At 62.7% G+C, this 16,652-nt stretch carries 14 protein-coding genes; 8 read left to right on the top strand and 6 right to left on the bottom strand.

Going from position 1 to position 16,652, the window contains the following annotated elements; all coding sequences use genetic code 11:
- Positions 1-47 precede the first annotated feature (47 nt).
- On the bottom strand, positions 48-1,505 hold the full coding sequence (locus tag BMY03_RS06320; RefSeq protein ID WP_094010559.1) for a mannose-1-phosphate guanylyltransferase/mannose-6-phosphate isomerase: 1,458 nt from the start codon (positions 1,503-1,505) through the stop codon (positions 48-50).
- A gap of 274 nt (positions 1,506-1,779) precedes the next feature.
- On the opposite strand from BMY03_RS06320, the gene yegS reads away from it, so the two are divergent.
- Positions 1,780-2,667, top strand: coding sequence for a lipid kinase YegS (yegS, locus tag BMY03_RS06315; protein WP_038705740.1), 888 nt, complete (start codon positions 1,780-1,782; stop codon positions 2,665-2,667).
- On the opposite strand, the gene BMY03_RS06310 is transcribed toward yegS, so the two are convergent.
- The 3 genes from BMY03_RS06310 to BMY03_RS06300 form a co-directional block, all read right to left on the bottom strand.
- A complete protein-coding gene (locus BMY03_RS06310) occupies positions 2,651-3,310 on the bottom strand; it encodes a response regulator (RefSeq protein ID WP_023629954.1) in 660 nt (219 codons plus the stop codon). The two genes, yegS and BMY03_RS06310, sit on opposite strands and share 17 nt — an antisense overlap.
- Positions 3,300-4,196: a sensor histidine kinase gene (locus BMY03_RS06305; protein ID WP_023629955.1), complete on the bottom strand. Its 897-nt coding sequence runs from the start codon at positions 4,194-4,196 to the stop codon at positions 3,300-3,302. Before BMY03_RS06305 ends, BMY03_RS06310 begins: the two co-directional genes overlap by 11 nt.
- 371 nt (positions 4,197-4,567) lie before the next feature.
- Entirely contained in the window at positions 4,568-5,065 is a 498-nt protein-coding gene (locus BMY03_RS06300; RefSeq protein ID WP_031314870.1) for a hypothetical protein, read from the bottom strand.
- 337 nt (positions 5,066-5,402) lie between these two features.
- Between BMY03_RS06300 and BMY03_RS06295 the strand changes: the two genes are divergently transcribed.
- Both BMY03_RS06295 and BMY03_RS06290 read left to right on the top strand, forming a co-directional pair.
- On the top strand, positions 5,403-6,338 hold the full coding sequence (locus BMY03_RS06295; RefSeq protein WP_023629957.1) for a chemotaxis protein CheV: 936 nt from the start codon (positions 5,403-5,405) through the stop codon (positions 6,336-6,338).
- A gap of 55 nt (positions 6,339-6,393) precedes the next feature.
- Positions 6,394-7,197 carry an MOSC domain-containing protein gene (locus BMY03_RS06290; RefSeq protein WP_094010558.1) on the top strand — a complete coding sequence of 268 codons (804 nt, stop codon included), beginning with the start codon at positions 6,394-6,396 and terminating at the stop codon, positions 7,195-7,197.
- A gap of 75 nt (positions 7,198-7,272) precedes the next feature.
- Here BMY03_RS06290 and BMY03_RS06285 read toward each other — a convergent pair whose 3' ends face one another.
- Positions 7,273-9,201 (bottom strand): transglycosylase SLT domain-containing protein, encoded by a 1,929-nt coding sequence (locus BMY03_RS06285; RefSeq protein WP_094010557.1) that lies wholly within the window; start codon positions 9,199-9,201, stop codon positions 7,273-7,275.
- Between the two features lie 206 nt (positions 9,202-9,407).
- Here BMY03_RS06285 and BMY03_RS06280 point away from each other — a divergent pair, with 206 nt between their 5' ends.
- Entirely contained in the window at positions 9,408-11,339 is a 1,932-nt protein-coding gene (locus BMY03_RS06280) for an ATP-binding cassette domain-containing protein (protein WP_038707471.1), read from the top strand.
- Positions 11,340-11,420: 81 nt separating this feature from the next.
- On the opposite strand, the gene BMY03_RS06275 is transcribed toward BMY03_RS06280, so the two are convergent.
- Positions 11,421-11,864: a universal stress protein gene (locus BMY03_RS06275; RefSeq protein WP_094010556.1), complete on the bottom strand. Its 444-nt coding sequence runs from the start codon at positions 11,862-11,864 to the stop codon at positions 11,421-11,423.
- Between the two features lie 110 nt (positions 11,865-11,974).
- Between BMY03_RS06275 and BMY03_RS06270 the strand changes: the two genes are divergently transcribed.
- The 4 genes from BMY03_RS06270 to BMY03_RS06255 all read left to right on the top strand — a co-directional run bounded on the left by BMY03_RS06270 (position 11,975) and on the right by BMY03_RS06255 (position 16,570).
- Positions 11,975-12,412 (top strand): hypothetical protein, encoded by a 438-nt coding sequence (locus BMY03_RS06270; RefSeq protein ID WP_094010555.1) that lies wholly within the window; start codon positions 11,975-11,977, stop codon positions 12,410-12,412.
- Between the two features lie 474 nt (positions 12,413-12,886).
- Positions 12,887-15,034 carry a fatty acid oxidation complex subunit alpha FadB gene (gene fadB / locus BMY03_RS06265; RefSeq protein WP_038705744.1) on the top strand — a complete coding sequence of 716 codons (2,148 nt, stop codon included), beginning with the start codon at positions 12,887-12,889 and terminating at the stop codon, positions 15,032-15,034.
- Between the two features lie 30 nt (positions 15,035-15,064).
- On the top strand, positions 15,065-16,240 hold the full coding sequence (gene fadA / locus BMY03_RS06260; protein WP_023629457.1) for an acetyl-CoA C-acyltransferase FadA: 1,176 nt from the start codon (positions 15,065-15,067) through the stop codon (positions 16,238-16,240).
- 78 nt (positions 16,241-16,318) lie between these two features.
- Positions 16,319-16,570: a DUF1653 domain-containing protein gene (locus BMY03_RS06255; protein ID WP_031314692.1), complete on the top strand. Its 252-nt coding sequence runs from the start codon at positions 16,319-16,321 to the stop codon at positions 16,568-16,570.
- The last annotated feature ends 82 nt before the right edge of the window (positions 16,571-16,652 follow it).

The raw sequence follows: 16,652 nt of genomic DNA, 5'->3' as shown, positions 1-16,652 counted from the left end.
GTTGGCCGGTTGCCGGCCCTGGATGGCAAAAACGCGCCCTCTGGCAGTCAGGCAGGTGCTGCCGCCGCCGGGGCGCGTCCATAGATATCAGTAAAGCGTACGATGTCGTCTTCGCCCAGGTATTCGCCGCTTTGTACCTCGATCATCACCAGGTCGATGACACCGGGGTTGGTCAGGCGGTGGCTGCGCCCAGGCTTGATGAAGGTGGATTCGTTGGTGTCGAGCAAGAACTCTTCCTCGCCATTGGTCACGCAGGCCATGCCGCTGACGACGATCCAGTGCTCGCTGCGATGATGGTGCATCTGCAGTGACAGCGATTCACCCGGGCGCACCATGATGCGCTTGATCTTGAACCGCGGGCCCTCCTCGAGCACGGTGTACAGGCCCCAGGGGCGGGTTACGGTGCGGTGCAGTCGGTAGGCGTCATGGCCCTGATGCTTGAGCTGCTGGGCAATCACCTTGACTTCCTGGCTGCGCGCGGCATCGGCGATCAGCAGTGCGTCGGGGGTATCGATGACGATCAGATTGTCCAAGCCGACCGCGCCGACCAGGCGTCGTGGCGAGTCGATGTAGCAGTTGCTGACATCATGCAGTACGGTTTCACCGTTGCAATGGTTGCCCTGGTCATCGGTCGGGCGCAGTTCACGCACCGCCTCCCAGCAGCCGATGTCGCTCCAGCCGATGTCACATGGCACCACCGCCACCTGGGCGGATTGTTCCATCAGGGCGTAGTCGATGGAGATGTCGGGTGTCAGGGCGAAGCATTCGGGATCGAGTTCCACTTGCAGGCCGGACGGTCCCTCCTTGACCTGGCTGTGTTCCAGGCAGTGGGTCACGCTGTGCAGGACTTCGGGGGCATGAGTCTGCAGTTCCTGCAGTACGGTGCCGACGCGCAGGCAGAACATGCCGGCATTCCACAGGTGTCGGCCACCTTCGAGGTAGCCCTGGGCGGTCTCGGCGTCAGGCTTTTCAACGAAGCGGGCGACCCGAAAAGCGCCGGCTGCCAGCGTCTGGCCTTGTTCGATATAGCCGAAGCCGGTTTCGGCGCGGGTCGGCAACAGGCCGAAGGTAGCCAGCCAGCCTTGCCCGGCGAGCGCCATGGCCTGGCACACAGCGGCTTGGAAAGCCTCCTGGTCCTGGATCAGGTGGTCGGCGGGCATTACCAGCAGCAGGCAATCCTCGCCGTACTGTTCGGCGCAGTGCAGCGCTGCAGCAGCGATGGCGGGGGCGGTGTTACGGCCCATTGGCTCGAGAATGAAATCGTGGGCTACGCGTTGGGTGCCAACCTGGCGATATTCGTCCTGGGTGCGGAATACCACCTCACGGTTGGTCACCGTGAGCACGCGCTCGACCCCAGGCAGGTTGCTGGCGCGGTTGAAGGTCTTCTGCAGCAGGCTCATGCCGTCGGGAAGACGCATGAACGGCTTGGGCATCGCTTCGCGCGAGACCGGCCACAATCGGGTGCCGGCGCCGCCAGCGATGATGCAAGGGATCAGAACGCTCATAGTCACAGCCTCGAATCGGGGCGCTGCGGGGCAGCGCAATGCAAGGAAATCACGACCTGTCAGGCGTCTGGCGGCGCAAAGTCAATAAAATGACTTTTTTGGGCGGCATCTTCCATGAAGGCCAAATATTTGTCGAATGATGCGCCTGTCGCGAGCGGCTTTCAATGGCAATTACGGGAAACGGCGGTTTTTGGACGGAGCATGCAGCAATCCGTGTGCGTTCATGGTCGAGATTGCAGTAGGGCATTTCTGTGCATTTTTCCGGGAGGGCAACATGAGCGAGCGCAAGGCATTGCTGATCCTGCATGGCAAGCAGGCCACCAACGAGGACGTGCGGGCCGCGGTGGGCCAGCTGCGGGAGCGTGGCTGGGAGTTGGATGTGCGCCTGACCTGGGAGGGCGGTGATGCCCAGCGCCTGGTCGGGGAAGCACTGGCGGCGGGCTATGCTCACGTGGTGGCCGGCGGCGGGGATGGCACATTGCGCGACGTGGCCGAAGCCATGGGGCTGGCGGCCACCCAGGCCAGCCTGGCGCTGTTGCCGTTGGGTACGGCCAACGACTTCGCCAAGGCGGCGGGAGTCCCCCTTGAACCGCAAGCGGCCCTGGACCTACTGGAGGTGCCGGCGCGTGCGATCGACTTGGGGCGGGTGGGCGACCAGCTTTTCCTGAACATGGCGACCGGTGGATTCGGCACCCAGGTCACCGCCAATACCTCCGAAGACCTGAAGAAAGTGCTGGGTGCTGCGGCCTACCTGTTCACCGGGCTGTCGCGTTTCAGTGAGCTGCAGGCGGCCTCGGTGGAGCTGCAGGGGCCTGGGTTCCAGTGGCAGGGGGAGTTGCTGGCGCTGGGGATCGGCAACGGTCGCCAGGCCGGTGGCGGGCACGTATTGTGCCCCGAGGCCAGTGTGGATGATGGCCTGCTGGACGTCGGTATCCTGCCGGCGCCGCAGGAAATGGCTGGAGCCCTGCGCGAGCTGCTGGCTGGTGAGGGGTTGTTTGTGCGCGCCCGTTTGCCGTGGGTGGAGATCAAGGGCGCCCAAGGGCTGGACATGAACCTCGACGGTGAGCCCCTGCAAGCGGCAAGCTTGCGTTTTGAAGCGCTGCCAGGGGCGTTGCGTGTGCACTTGCCCAAGGATTCACCGTTGCTCAGTCATCCAGGCTGATGATTTTTTCGCGCACTGCGAACAGCACCAGGCCTGCTACGTCGTAGATCTGCAAGCGCTTCATGATCTGCGAACGGTGGGTTTCCACGGTCTTTATCGACAGCCCCAGACCGCTTGCGATCTCCCGGGTCGATTTGCCGCGCACGATCAAGCGCAGGATCTCCAGCTGACGCGCGGTCAGGTTGTGGCCGTCGTTGCTCGGCTGGCGGCCGTTCTGGGCGCGCAGCAGCGCCTGGTTGATCACGGTGTGGGCGATGGCCGGACTGAGGTAGCGTTCGTCGTTGCGCAGGGCAGTCAGCGCCTGTTCCAGTTCGGTGGCTGTGGTGTCCTTGAGCAGGTAGCCATGGGCGCCGCTTTCCAGTGCGCGCATGATCAGTTCCGGGTCGGTGTGCATCGACAGGATCAGGACTTTGCAGGTGCAACCGTTTGCGCGTAGCTGCGTTAGCGCGTCCAGGCCACTGGTCGAGCGCATGGAAATATCCAGCAGGACAATGTCCGGCGCCAGGCGCAAGACCTGCTCAAGGAGTTGTCCGCCGTCATCGGCTTCGCCGATCACGGTATAGCCGGGAATGTCCGATACCAATGCCCTGACACCAGCGCGAATCAGGGAGTGGTCGTCCACCAGCAAGAGATTACAGGTCATCGGTAGCAGGAGTCCTGGCGCGTTCTTGGTTGCGGGGTGGCCATGGGAAAAGTGCGTCGATCCGGGTGCCCTGGCCAGGTTGGCTGGTGATGGTGAGACTGCCCTGCAGTGCTGTCACCCGTTCCTGCATGCCAGCCATGCCGCGCAGGCCGCTCTGCGCGGGGGCCTGCGCTGGTATGAAACCGCCGCCGTCATCTTGGATCGACAGGGCCAGACCTGCCGAGGTGCGCTGCAGGCGGACCACCAGGTTGCGAGCATGTGCGTGGCGGAGCATGTTGGTGACCGCTTCCTGAGTGATGCGAAAAGCCGCCATGGTGACTTCCTCGCTGATGCCGCCCAGGCGTTGGTGGCATTCAAGGCTCCAGTGCACCTCGGTGTTTTCAAGGGTCCGTAGCAGGTGCGCGCGCAGGCTCGCCTCCAGCCCCAGGCTGGCCAACTGGCGCGGGTTGAGGATTGTGGAAACATCGCGCACGTTGCTCAAGGTCAGGTCCAGCGTGCTGCGCAGGGCGGTGCACTGCTCTTGCAGTTCGGGCGGTACCCGGCGTTGCAACCAGTCAACCTGGAGCTTGGCTGCGGTCAAGAGTTGGCCAATGTCGTCGTGCAGTTCGCGGCTCAGTCTCTGGCGCTCGCTTTCCTGAACCTTGAGCATGCGTGTGGCCAGCTCGGCGGGGCGCAGGCTGATCGAGCGCGCCCAGTGGCGCAGGTGCCAACCTATGCCGATCATCGCCAGTAACTGGAGCAGTAGCAGGCTGGCCGACAGGGGGAGGGTGCGCAGGTACGCCACCAGGTTCGCTCCCAGGGAAGTAACGCACAGCAGGGCAGTCGTCCAGCGGAGCAGGGCAGCTCTGGGGCGGCAATGCTGGAGAAACTTCAAGCGTGGAGGCATAGGTACGGAAGCCACTGTGTTATAGCGGTTAGGGGCGTTGCACACGTCTGAAAGAGGTATTACCGCCCACCTTCGTCCAAGTTCAGGTGCGGATCCAATCACCGATAACCTGGGCGCGCATGTTCGAATGCGCGCATGTTATCACTTTGGTTGAATTTGGTCGCGGGGGATAACTGCTTGAAACCTCATATTTTCCGGGCTGTGGCGGACCTGGCGGACAAGGGCTTGGCTAGCAGAGTGCCATTATTAAATTATGTTTCCATCGTACATTGAGTAACTAACGATTCACGCTGATGAAAACATTTGAAAAAACTTGTGCGCACTTTGCCAAGTTCATTTCAGGGCGAGTTAGTTGTAGCTCGAAAGCTCGGTTAGTGCGCTCGGGTGGGCGCACTGAGGTCCTGATCCAGGTGGGGATGAGCGCAGGGCGCGCCGGTCTGTCGGCAATCCGTGCACAGCTGCGTGGACGGCTGCCCCAAGGCGGTGGCCAGCTCGCTCAATAGCAGTTGTTGTTCCTCGGTGTCCATGTCCAGCTGGCCGGTCTGCGGATCGAGCAGCTCCAATTGCCAGTCGAGCAGGGTCAGGCAAGCGGCGAGCACTGGCAGGCTGTCGCCGCTCAGATGCTGCTGGGCACATGCGGGCGCGAGCAGCTGTTGCAAGGTGAACGCATAGTGAGCCACCTCGTGCAGGTCAAGGGTATCGGCGCGCCGGGCCAGGGTGTCGAGTGCCGCGTTGAGGCTCTGGCAGGCATCAGGATCGTTGCTGATCAACTCCAGGTGCTGCAGGCATTCCTGGGACCTGGCCAGCAGGACCTGTGCATCCTGCAGAAAGGCCGCCACGGCGGTGGTGTGCAGTGGAGTGCTATCCATCATGGCTCCCCACCCTCGGGGATTGCCGTACCAAGATGATCGCTCGCAAAAGCCTGACTCCGTTCATGCAGTGAGAATGGCGTCACATTAATGGCTAATGGATATTGCGAACATCAGGTTGCACCCGATTGCCACTAAGGGTTTCCCTGATGAGGTTTCAGGCTGATCGTTCGTTGCGAACGACGGAGGTGGCAGGATGTGGCAGCAGTAAAGCATGATGGTAAAGTGATATCAATCACCCCGCATGGCTTTTTCCATCAGGGGTCAAGCTGTGCCCTTGTCCGCCGATACAGGGGGATGCATTCACTTTTTCCCGACTCACGCCTGGGGGCTTCCAATGGCTGGCATTCTCGACACGGTAGACCAACGCACGCAACTGGTGGGTGAGAACCGCCTGGAAATCCTCATGTTCCGGCTGGCTGGCCGGCAGTTGTTCGCCATCAACGTGTTCAAGGTCCAGGAGGTGCTGCAACTGCCCAAGCTGACCCTCATGCCGCAGCGCCATTCCTTCGTCTGTGGCGTGGTCAACCTGCGCGGCCAGACGCTGCCGGTGATTGACCTGTCCCAGGCGATCGGCATGCGCCCGCTGCAGCCGGGGCCGAACAGTACCATCATCGTCACCGAGTACAACCGCTCGGTGCAGGCGTTCCTGGTGGGGGGTGTGGATCGTATCGTCAACATGAACTGGGAAGCCATCATGCCGCCGCCGGCCAGTGCTGGCCGCCAGCACTACCTCACGGCAATCACCAAGGTCGACGAGCAGTTGGTCGAGGTCATCGATGTGGAGAAAGTGCTGGCCGAAATCGTGCCCTACAACGCCAAGGTCTCCCGCGACAAACTCGAAGATCCGGTGCTGGCCCGCGCCCGCGGTCGCGAGGTGCTGCTGGTGGACGACTCCACCGTGGCCTTGGCGCAATTGCGCGATACCCTTTCGCAACTGGGAGTGAAGCTGCACGTGGCCAGCGACGGTCTGAAGGCGCTGCGCCTGCTCAAGGGCTGGGCCGATGCCGGGGAGGATGTCTGCGAGAAGCTGCTGATGGTCTTCACCGACGCCGAGATGCCCGAGATGGATGGTTACCGGCTGACCACCGAAATCCGTAACGATCCGCGCCTGCGGGGTCTCTATGTGGTGCTGCACACATCGCTGTCGGGTAGCTTCAACGAGTCCATGGTTAAGAAGGTCGGTTGCGACAACTTCCTTTCCAAGTTCCAACCCGATCGCCTGGTGGATGTGGTGCGTCAACGCCTGAGCCTGGACAACGCCACGGTGTAACGACGGCACCGGTCCGGTATAAGCTTGGTGTTTCGACTGGCGCAAGGTGGCAGGGATGTTTCTCAGTGCATTGTATCGGTACCCGGTAAAATCGGCTCGGGCCCAGTGCCTGCAGGCGTCCGCTGTCGGCAACTTGGGCCTGGACGGTGACCGGCGCTGGCTGGTGGTGGAGCAGGAAAACGGCCGCTTCCTGACCCAGCGCGCCTGGCCCCGGCTGGGGCAGGTTGGCGCCAGTTACGGCGAGCAGGGTCAACTGCTGCTTCAGACGCCGGGGCAGGCGCCCTTGGAGGTGCCGGTACCGCCCGCCGACGAGGCCCTGCGCGGTATCACCATCTGGCGCGACACCTTGCGCGTGCCCGATGCTGGCGATGCCGCCGCGGCCTGGCTCAGCGAGCTTCTGGGCAAGGCGGTAAGGCTGGTGTACTGCCCCGAGCAGCGGGCCCGCTACTTGCCCAGCGGCTACGGCCTCAACAGTGACCGGGCAGCCTTTCCCGATGGTTTTCCACTGCTGCTGATCGGCCAGGCCTCGCTGGATGAGTTGAGCCGTCGGGTGGGGCGCCCCATGGACATGCTGCGGTTTCGCCCGAACCTAGTGGTCGAGGGGGCCGAGGCCTTTGCCGAGGACTGCTGGAAGCGCATCCGTATTGGCGACATGACCTTCCGCGTGCTCAAGCCGAGCGTGCGCTGCATCCTCACCACCCTCGATCCTGCCACAGGCGAACGCAGCCCGGACCGTGAGCCGTTGACCACGCTCAAGACGTTCCGCGAGAAGGAAGGCGATGTGCTGTTTGGCCAGAACCTGGCGGTGGATGGCGAGGGAGAGCTTAAGGTGGGGATGGCGGTTGAGGTCCTCGAGTAGCGCCATCGCGGGGCAAGTCGCATCGGCGCACCGCCGCTCCCACGTTAGCGTGGGCGCGGGGTGATGGCATTCCGATCACATATCGTCGAAATACCGCTCATGCCAATCCACCAGCGGCTGCGGTGAATTGAGCTTCTGCCCGTAGATGACCGAATACGACAGCACGTTCTGCACGTATTGGCGCGTCTCGTCGAACGGAATCGATTCGACCCACACATCGAAGCTCAGGTGCTTGGCGCCCTTGAGCCATTGGCGTACACGCCCGGGACCGGCGTTATAGGCGGCCGAGGCGAGCACGCGGTTACCGTTGAACTGGCTGTGTACCTGGCTCAGGTAGGCGGCGCCAAGCTGGATGTTCTTGTCCGGATTGAACACCTGCGCCGGCGAAGCCAGCGGGATGCTGAACTTGCGTGCGGTTTCCTTGGCGGTGCCCGGCATCAACTGCATCAAGCCGCTGGCGCCGACACTGGAGCGGGCGTCTTCCATGAAGGCGCTCTCCTGGCGGGTGATGGCGAACACCCAGCTCGAATGCAGGCCGCGAACCTTGGCCTCGCGTACCAGGGTGTCGCGGTGGGCCATGGGGAAGCGAATGTCCAGGTCGTCCCAGTACTGGGCCTGGCTGATGGTGCGGATGGCTGGGAAGTACCAGCGCATGTCGTAGGCCAGCCGGGCTTGGGCGACCATTTCGTCACGGTTGAAGTGGCGGCTGACGTGATACCACTCGCGGCGCCCTTCGACGATCTGGCCACGGGCGTGGAACTCCAGTGCACGACGGATGCCAGGGGTGTTGCGGACTTTGTTGGTTACCGCCTGGCTCAGTGCCAGCGGCTTGTTGTTCAGCTGATAGGGCGTTTGTGCCCGGTCGGCGGCGAGGAAACCGTAGAAGTCGCGCTCGCGTGCGACGTTCTTGTACAGCAGCGGGACCTGTGGATTGTTGGGCTGGGCCAGCTCCAGGCTGCGCGCCTGCCAGTACTTCCAGCGGTTGCTGCTGGCCAGGTCCTGGGGCAGGCGCCTGGTCAGTTCGTAGGCTTCTTCCCAGCGCCCAAGGCGCAGCAGCAGGCGCAGGCGCCATTCGCTGACGGTGTTGTCGCGCAGTTCCGGGTCGTAGCGGGTCATCAGGTCCAGGGCGCGCGGGTCGTAGCGGCGGGCCAGGGTCAGGCCAATCTCGCGGGCGATGGCGACTTTCTCGTCACGGGAGAAGTGCATGCGCTGGGCATAGTCGTCGAGCAGCGCCATGGCTTGCTCCGGGTTCTGTCGGGCCAGGCGGCGAAGGCCAAGGCTGACCACATCGGACATCGCCTCGTTGACGGGTGTGAAGCGCGAAGGCTGGTTAAGCAGCTCAGGGTTCTGCGCCACGTCAAGCAGGAGTTTGCCCTGGGGGGCGAGCGTTGTGAGGGTTTTTACCAGGTTGTTGGCCAGGCCGTAATTGCGTGCCTGTGCCGCAAGCTTGGCGCGCTGCCAGCGCTTGGCCTCGGTCAACTGACCTTCGGCGGCCCACATGGCGAACAGGGTGTCGCAGGCTGTGGGCTGGGACTTGCCGACGTTCCACAGTTTTTCCGCGCTGGCGAAGCCTTCGGCGCGCAGGCCATGGGAGAGCTGATACTGGCCGTTGAGACAATCCAGTTCGGTGAAGTTGAGCTTGGGGTCGTAGTAGCGGGTGAAGGTGTTCCATTCACCGCGCTCGGCCAGCCAGCGCAACCAGCGCAGTTTCATCCAGTTGGCCTGGGGCAGGTCGCCGTGGGCCTTGAGGAAGCCCTCGATCTCTTCGTTGCTGGCGCTCTTGAGGCGCGCAGTCAGCTCGTCGTAGGTGAGGTAAGGCGTGAGCGGGTAATCGCGCAGCGCCTGCGCATAGCGCAGGTAGGGGCCCTTGTCGCCCTTGGCCAGGGCGCGCTTGGCCTCGTCGTAGTATTGACGTTGCTGGGTGATGTCGGCGGCCTGTGCGACGCTCGCGGCGAGGGTGGTCAGCAACAGGCAGGAAGCAATTTGTAACAGGCGGCTGCGCATGATACGTCCGGGCAGTGGAACCATGGAAAGTGACGGCGGAGCCAGCACTGTTGAGTATTACTGCTTAGCTTAGCCGTTTGCCGGTGGCCGGCGAAAGCGCTGTGCTTGTATCGAGTTGTTATCCGACGCCCTGTCGCGGCAACGGGCTTTTGATGCCCTGAAGGGGTAAGTCAGGTAGAATGCGCGCCCGGTTTTTGGAGATGATCATGACCCTGCTCAAATTCAGCGATGTGTCCCTCGCGTTCGGCGCCATGCCGCTGTTGGACAAAGTGTCCTGGCAGATCGCCCGTGGCGAGCGGGTGTGCATCATCGGCCGCAACGGCACGGGCAAGTCGAGCATGCTGCGCCTGGTCAAGGGCGAGCAGAAGGGCGATGACGGTGATATCTGGCGCGCCCCGGGCCTGAAGATTGGCGAGCTGCCGCAAGAGCTGCCGGTGGCCGACGAGCGTAGCGTATTCGATGTGGTAGCCGCTGGCCTTGACGGCGTCGGCGAGTTGCTGGCGCAGTTCCATCATCTGAGCCAGAACATCCACGGCGACGAGGATCTCGAAAAGCTCATGCACGTCCAGCATGAGCTCGAAGCCCGTGACGGCTGGCGCCTGCAGCAGGTGGTGGAAAGCACCCTGAGCCGCCTGCAGTTGCCGGCCGACAAGACCCTGGCCGAGCTCTCCGGCGGCTGGCGCCGGCGCGTGCTGCTGGCCCAGGCGCTGGTGTCCGAGCCCGACCTGCTGCTGCTGGACGAACCGACCAACCACCTGGACATCGGCGCCATCGCCTGGCTGGAAGAGGCCCTGAAAGGTTTCGGCGGCGCGGTGTTGTTCATCACCCACGACCGTTCCTTCCTGCAGAACCTGGCCACGCGGATCCTTGAGCTGGACCGTGGCGGGCTGATCGACTGGAACGGCGACTACGCCAGCTTCCTGGTGCACAAGGAGGCCGAGCTGGCAGCCGAGGCCACTGCCAACGCGCTGTTCGACAAGCGCCTGGCCCAGGAAGAAGTGTGGATCCGCCAGGGCATCAAGGCCCGACGCACCCGCAACGAAGGCCGCGTGCGCGCGCTCAAGGCGCTGCGCGTGGAGCGTGGTGAGCGCCGCGAGCGCCAGGGTAAAGCCAATATCCAGATCGAAGTGGCGGACAAGTCCGGCAAGCAGGTGATGGTGCTGGAGGACGTCAGTTTCGCCCACCAGAATGGGCCGAAGCTGGTCAAGGATTTCTCCATGGTGCTGCAGCGCCAGGACCGTATCGGCTTGCTGGGTGCCAACGGCACCGGCAAGACGACCCTGCTCAAGCTGATGCTCGGCGACCTGGAGCCCACCAGTGGCAAGGTCGAGCGCGGCACCAAGCTGGAAGTGGCCTACTTCGACCAGATGCGCCATCAGCTGGACCTGGAAAAGACCGTCATCGACAACCTGGCCGAAGGCCGCGATTTCATCGAGATCGACGGCCAGAACCGTCATGTGCTGAGTTACCTCGGCGATTTCCTGTTCAGCCCGCAGCGTGCGCGCACGCCGGTCAAGGCGCTGTCCGGGGGCGAGCGCGCGCGCCTGCTGCTGGCCAAGCTGTTCAGCAAACCGGCCAACCTGCTGGTGCTGGACGAACCGACCAACGACCTCGACGTCGAGACCCTCGAGTTGCTCGAAGAGGTGCTGTCCAACTACAAAGGCACGGTGCTGATGGTCAGCCACGACCGGGCCTTCCTCGACAACGTGGTGACCAGCACCCTGGTGTTCGAAGGTGAAGGGCGCGTGCGCGAGTACGTCGGCGGCTACGAGGACTGGATCCGCCAGGGTGGTTCGCCGAAGCTGCTCGGCGTGACCGAAAGCAAGGGCGGCAAGTCCGAGCTCAACAGCGCCGTGGTGCAGGCGCCGGTGGAGGAGGTGGCGCCTGTTGTTGCCGCTGCGCCTGCGGCCGATGCCAGCAAGAAGAAGCTCAGCTACAAGCTGCAGCGTGAGCTGGAGATGCTGCCGGGGCAGATCGATGCGCTGGAGCAGCGAATGGCCGAGGCGCAGGAAGAAGTGAGTGCGGCGGGCTTCTATCAGCGGCCGATTGCCGAGACTGCGGCGGTGCTGGCCAAGATCGAGAAGCTGCAGGGCGAGCTGGACGTGCTGGTGGAGCGCTGGGCCGAGCTGGAAGGCTGAAGCCATCGCGGGGCAAGCCCGCTCCCACGCAGCCCTGTTTGACGGACTTTGTGGGAGCGGGCTTGCCCCGCGATGAAAGTATTAGTCGGCCTTCTTCTGCAACCGCACCGCCAATACATCGCACGGCGCGCCGTGCAGCACGTCGTTGGCGGTGGAGCCCAGCAACAGGGCCAGGCCGTGGCGGCCATGGCTGCCGACCACGATCAGGTCGCAATGCTGGTCTTTGGCTAGCTGGTGAATCTCCTGGCGCGGCTGGCCGTAGACCAGGTGCGAATCGCCGCGATTGATATCCGGGTACTTGTTGTACAGGCGCTCCATGCGTTCCTTGGCCTGGTCGAATTGTTGCTGCTGCAATTGCGACAGGTCCATCGGCACGTCGCCGCCGAAGGCCATGGCCATGGGCTCGACGATGTGCACCAGGGAGACCTTGGCACCGCTGGCCAGGGCGATGGCCTTGGCTCGCTTGATCACCGGGTCGCATTCTTCGGTCAGGTCGACAGCGACCAGAAGATGTTCATAGGACATGTGCAGTACTCCTGACAATCGCGATAGTAGAAGTATGGTCGCTTTCGCGCGGATCTTCCGTGAAACCTGACTAACCCGCTCATTTGCAACGCTTTATAAGGTCTACAGATATGACGGTATGGCTGGTGGTGTCAATCCTTGCGCTGATTCTCAGCCCGTTGGCCTGGTTGCGCCCTTCGCGCAAACAGAGCGAGCAGATGAGCCTGCGCCTGGAGGGGCGGCGCATGGGGCTGGCCATGCAGTTGGCGCCGCAACAGTGGCCGCACTGGCTGGAAAACGAACCGCCCAGCCCTTGTCCGCAGTACCATCGGGCGCGGCGCAAGGGGCGCGCGGACAGCTGGTGCTACTGGCAGATCACCCCGGGCGTGTGGTGGAACCAGTGGCGCGAGCCCTGCGAGGATCAGCGCCTGGCCGAGGCATTCGCCCGCCTCCCGGCAACGGTCTACAAGGTCGAGGCCGACAGTCGCATGATTGCTCTGTACTGGAGCGAGCGGGGCGATAAATCTGTTTTGCAGGATATTGCCCAAGTCCTCCAAGCCCTCGCCTGAAATCGCAGAAGGCAAAACGGCGCACCGGAGCAAGCATGCTCCGGTGCGCCGTTTTGCGTTTGAGCGTGAAGCAAAAGGCCAGGCAGGCCGGAAATACTTTCAATCAGGCGCAGTGTAGCCGTCCTGGGTGGATGCGTTTAAAAAAAGCACGTGTGCCGGCAGGGATGGTCTATCGCTGACATGAATGAAGGGCAATCACTGTCATCATGTTTCGTACCCAGAGGGTAGAAGATGACTGGAAAGTCGCGTTTTCACGGCCTTCGCGAGTATTTGACAACGCGGTTCTTTTCGGAGAATGTGTGCACACCCAAGTCAAACGGGCGTATGAATTGAGCGTTTGTATGTCAGACGGCTCTTACAGAATCCCGATTAGCGCGTCGACGGGTGTGCCTGGGGCGAGGGACCGGTAGAACCGGCTCTTGTTGCCAGCGATCGACGTGTACTGTTCAGCTTCCATATCGTGGAGATCAGTTGATGATTTACGAAGGTAAAGCCATCACGGTTAAGGCTCTTGAAAGCGGCATCGTCGAACTGAAGTTCGACCTCAAGGGTGAGTCCGTCAACAAGTTCAACCGTCTCACTCTGAACGAGCTGCGTCAGGCCGTGGACGTGATCAAGGCCGATGCCTCGGTCAAGGGCGTGATCGTCAGCAGTGGCAAGGACGTGTTCATCGTCGGCGCCGACATCACCGAGTTCGTCGACAACTTCAAGCTGCCCGAGGCCGAACTGGTCGCCGGCAACCTGGAAGCCAATCGCATTTTCAGTGACTTCGAAGACCTGCAGGTGCCGACCGTGGTCGCCATCAACGGCATCGCCCTGGGTGGCGGCCTGGAGATGTGCCTGGCCGCAGACTACCGGGTCATGTCCAGCAGCGCCAAGATCGGCCTGCCGGAAGTCAAGCTGGGCATCTACCCAGGCTTTGGCGGCACCGTGCGCCTGCCGCGCCTGATCGGCTCGGACAACGCCATCGAGTGGATTGCGTCCGGCAAGGAAAACCGCGCCGAGGACGCCCTGAAAGTCGGCGCCGTCGATGCCGTGGTCGCCCCCGAGCTGCTGCAGGCCGGAGCCCTGGACCTGGTCAAGCGCGCCATCAGCGGTGAGCTGGACTACAAGGCCAAGCGCCAGCCCAAGCTGGAAAAACTCAAGCTCAACGCCATCGAGCAGATGATGGCTTTCGAGACTGCCAAGGGCTTCGTTGCCGGCCAGGCCGGTCCGAACTATCCGGCGCCGGTCGAGGCCATCAAGACCATCCAGAAAGCCGCCAACTTCGGCCGTGACAAGGCTCTGGAAGTCGAGGCCGCAGGCTTCGCCAAGCTGGCCAAGACTTCGGTCGCCGAGAGCCTCATCGGCCTGTTCCTGAACGACCAGGAGCTCAAGCGCAAGGCCAAGGCCCATGACGAGATTGCTCACGACGTGAAACAGGCTGCCGTGCTCGGCGCCGGTATCATGGGTGGCGGCATCGCCTACCAGTCGGCGGTCAAGGGCACCCCGATCCTGATGAAGGATATCCGCGAGGAAGCCATCCAGCTGGGCCTGAACGAGGCCTCCAAGCTGCTCGGCAAGCGTGTCGAGAAGGGTCGCCTGACTCCGGCCAAGATGGCCGAGGCTCTCAACGCCATTCGCCCAACCCTGTCCTACGGTGACTTCGGCAATGTCGACATCATCGTCGAGGCCGTGGTCGAGAACCCGAAGGTCAAGCAAGCCGTGTTGGCCGAGGTGGAAGGCCAGGTGAAAGAGGATGCGATCCTCGCCTCCAACACCTCGACCATCTCCATCAACCTGCTGGCCAAGGCGCTCAAGCGTCCGGAAAACTTCGTCGGCATGCACTTCTTCAACCCGGTGCACATGATGCCGCTGGTGGAAGTCATCCGTGGCGAGAAGTCCAGCGACGTGGCCGTGGCCACCACCGTGGCCTACGCCAAGAAGATGGGCAAGAACCCGATCGTGGTCAACGACTGCCCGGGCTTCCTGGTCAACCGCGTGCTGTTCCCGTACTTCGGCGGCTTCGCCAAGCTGGTCAGCGCTGGCGTCGACTTCGTGCGCATCGACAAGGTGATGGAGAAGTTCGGCTGGCCGATGGGCCCGGCCTACCTGATGGACGTGGTCGGCATTGACACCGGCCACCATGGCCGCGACGTGATGGCCGAAGGCTTCCCGGACCGCATGAAGGACGATCGTCGCTCCGCCGTCGACGCCCTGTACGAAGCCAACCGCCTGGGTCAGAAGAATGGCAAGGGCTTCTACGCCTACGAGACCGACAAGCGCGGCAAGCCGAAGAAAGTCGCCGATGCCAGCGTGCTCGACGTGCTCAAGCCGGTCATCTTCGAGCAGCGTGAAGTCACCGACGAAGACATCATCAACTGGATGATGGTGCCGCTGTGCCTGGAGACCGTGCGCTGCCTGGAAGACGGTATCGTCGCCACCGCCGCCGAGGCCGACATGGGTCTGGTCTACGGCATCGGTTTCCCTCCCTTCCGTGGTGGTGCGCTGCGCTACATCGATTCGATCGGGGTCGCCGAGTTCGTCGCACTGGCCGACAAGTACGCCGACCTGGGGCCGCTGTACCACCCCACTGCGAAGCTGCGCGAAATGGCCAAGAACGGCCAGCGCTTCTTCAACTGAGCGCCCACCAGCTAGAGCGAGAATATTGATATGAGCCTGAATCCAAGAGACGTGGTGATTGTCGACTTCGGTCGCACGCCGATGGGCCGCTCCAAGGGTGGCATGCACCGCAACACCCGTGCCGAAGACATGTCTGCGCACCTGATCAGCAAGCTGCTGGAGCGCAACGACAAGGTCGACCCGAAGGAAGTCGAGGACGTGATCTGGGGCTGCGTCAACCAGACCCTGGAGCAGGGCTGGAACATCGCCCGCATGGCGTCGTTGATGACCCAGATCCCGCACACCTCCGCCGCGCAAACCGTCAGCCGCCTGTGCGGTTCGTCGATGAGCGCGCTGCACACCGCCGCCCAGGCGATCATGACCGGCAACGGCGACGTGTTCGTCATCGGTGGTGTCGAGCACATGGGCCACGTCAGCATGATGCATGGCGTCGACCCCAACCCGCACCTGTCCTTGCACGCTGCCAAGGCTTCCGGGATGATGGGCCTGACCGCCGAGATGCTGGGCAAGATGCACGGCATCACCCGTGAGCAACAGGATCTGTTCGGTGTGCGTTCGCACCAGCTCGCCCACAAGGCGACGGTCGAAGGCAAGTTCAAGGACGAGATCATCCCGATGCAGGGCTACGACGAGAACGGCTTCCTGAAGGTCTTCGACTACGACGAGACCATTCGCCCGGAAACCACCCTCGAAGGCCTGGCGTCGCTCAAGCCGGCGTTCAACCCGAAAGGTGGTACTGTTACCGCGGGCACCTCGTCGCAGATCACCGACGGCGCCTCGTGCATGATCGTCATGTCCGGCCAGCGTGCCATGGACCTGGGGATCCAGCCACTGGCGGTCATCCGTTCGATGGCGGTCGCCGGTGTGGATCCGGCGATCATGGGCTACGGCCCGGTCCCCTCGACGCAGAAAGCCCTCAAGCGCGCTGGTCTGACCATCGCCGACATCGACTTCTTCGAGCTCAACGAAGCTTTCGCCGCACAGGCCCTGCCGGTGCTGAAAGATCTGAAAGTGCTCGACAAGATGAATGAGAAGGTTAACCTGCACGGCGGCGCTATCGCCCTGGGTCACCCGTTCGGTTGCTCGGGAGCGCGGATTTCCGGCACCCTGCTCAACGTCATGAAGCAGAATGGCGGTACCCTGGGCGTCGCCACCATGTGTGTCGGCCTGGGCCAAGGCATCACCACTGTCTTCGAACGCGTCTGATCGCGGCGCAGGACAGCAGCCGGGGCCATGTGCCCCGGCTTTTGTTTTTTACAGGATTTGTTCAAGAGGGCGAGCGACATGCAGATACAACCTGGTGTGTACCGGCATTACAAAGGCCCTGAGTACCGTGTTTTCAGCGCTGCGCGACACTCCGAGAGCGAGGAGTGGATGGTGTTCTACCAGTGCCTGTATGGTGACTACAGCTTCTGGGTCAGGCCACTTTCGATGTTCCAGGAGTCCGTCGAGGTTGACGGCGAGCAGGTGCCACGCTTTGCTTTGGTCAAGGTCGAAGAGGGTCTCGGCGAGCGGCTGGGCAAGGCGCACGAGTGATAGACCGCGCTTGACCTCACTCTTTTGCCACTATATATAGCGGTGCCGCGTCCGGCACCTGACGCGTTTTTCATCTTCAGAT

The sequence above is a fragment of the Pseudomonas soli genome (genome assembly GCF_900110655.1).
In the GTDB taxonomy this organism is placed as follows: domain Bacteria; phylum Pseudomonadota; class Gammaproteobacteria; order Pseudomonadales; family Pseudomonadaceae; genus Aquipseudomonas; species Aquipseudomonas soli.
Note: the sequence above shows the minus strand (reverse complement) of the source record. Positions and strands in the feature narration are given on the sequence as shown.

Excerpts from the sequence above, each read along its gene's own strand:
- BMY03_RS06320 (WP_094010559.1), bottom strand. The coding sequence starts at position 1,505 with ATGAGCGTTCTGATCCCTTGCATCATCGCTGGCGGCGCCGGCACCCGA.
- BMY03_RS06280 (WP_038707471.1), top strand. The coding sequence starts at position 9,408 with ATGACCCTGCTCAAATTCAGCGATGTGTCCCTCGCGTTCGGCGCCATG.
- BMY03_RS06305 (WP_023629955.1), bottom strand. The coding sequence starts at position 4,196 with ATGCCTCCACGCTTGAAGTTTCTCCAGCATTGCCGCCCCAGAGCTGCC.
- fadB (WP_038705744.1), top strand. The coding sequence starts at position 12,887 with ATGATTTACGAAGGTAAAGCCATCACGGTTAAGGCTCTTGAAAGCGGC.
- BMY03_RS06290 (WP_094010558.1), top strand. The coding sequence starts at position 6,394 with ATGTTTCTCAGTGCATTGTATCGGTACCCGGTAAAATCGGCTCGGGCC.
- BMY03_RS06285 (WP_094010557.1), bottom strand. The coding sequence starts at position 9,201 with ATGCGCAGCCGCCTGTTACAAATTGCTTCCTGCCTGTTGCTGACCACC.
- BMY03_RS06270 (WP_094010555.1), top strand. The coding sequence starts at position 11,975 with ATGACGGTATGGCTGGTGGTGTCAATCCTTGCGCTGATTCTCAGCCCG.
- fadA (WP_023629457.1), top strand. The coding sequence starts at position 15,065 with ATGAGCCTGAATCCAAGAGACGTGGTGATTGTCGACTTCGGTCGCACG.
- BMY03_RS06275 (WP_094010556.1), bottom strand. The coding sequence starts at position 11,864 with ATGTCCTATGAACATCTTCTGGTCGCTGTCGACCTGACCGAAGAATGC.
- yegS (WP_038705740.1), top strand. The coding sequence starts at position 1,780 with ATGAGCGAGCGCAAGGCATTGCTGATCCTGCATGGCAAGCAGGCCACC.
- BMY03_RS06255 (WP_031314692.1), top strand. The coding sequence starts at position 16,319 with ATGCAGATACAACCTGGTGTGTACCGGCATTACAAAGGCCCTGAGTAC.
- BMY03_RS06300 (WP_031314870.1), bottom strand. The coding sequence starts at position 5,065 with ATGGATAGCACTCCACTGCACACCACCGCCGTGGCGGCCTTTCTGCAG.
- BMY03_RS06295 (WP_023629957.1), top strand. The coding sequence starts at position 5,403 with ATGGCTGGCATTCTCGACACGGTAGACCAACGCACGCAACTGGTGGGT.
- BMY03_RS06310 (WP_023629954.1), bottom strand. The coding sequence starts at position 3,310 with ATGACCTGTAATCTCTTGCTGGTGGACGACCACTCCCTGATTCGCGCT.